The sequence below is a fragment of the Streptomyces novaecaesareae genome, from assembly GCF_000716875.1.
GTDB lineage: Bacteria > Actinomycetota > Actinomycetes > Streptomycetales > Streptomycetaceae > Kitasatospora > Kitasatospora novaecaesareae.
On record NZ_JNWQ01000242.1, the window covers coordinates 1 to 320 of the forward strand.

The 320-nt window shown below is 72.8% G+C and carries 1 protein-coding gene; it reads left to right on the forward strand.

Annotated features, from left to right (window positions below; genetic code table 11):
- Positions 1–20: 20 nt before the first annotated feature.
- Positions 21–320: Ig-like domain repeat protein (locus OP86_RS32685; protein WP_245231858.1), on the forward strand; the 300-nt coding region annotated here is incomplete at its 3' end.

A 320-nucleotide genomic window follows, 5' to 3' on the forward strand; every position in this document is an offset into this window, starting at 1 on the left:
CCGGCACTGTCGTCGCGGGCGTGGCCACCTTCACCACCTCCACCCTCGGCGTCCGCACCCACGCGCTGACCGCCGTCTACAGCGGAGACACCAGCTTCAACGGCTCCACCTCGGCGGTGGACGCCCAGACCGTCACCACGGCCGACACCACCACGGTGTTGACGTCCCTGCCCGACCCGTCGGTGTTCGGCCAGGCCAAGGTCCTCACCGCCACCGTCACTGCCACCGCCCCCGGAGCCGGCACCCCCACCGGCACGGTGTCGTTCTTCGACGGCGCGACCCTGCTGGGCACCGGCACTGTCGTCGCGGGCGTGGCCACC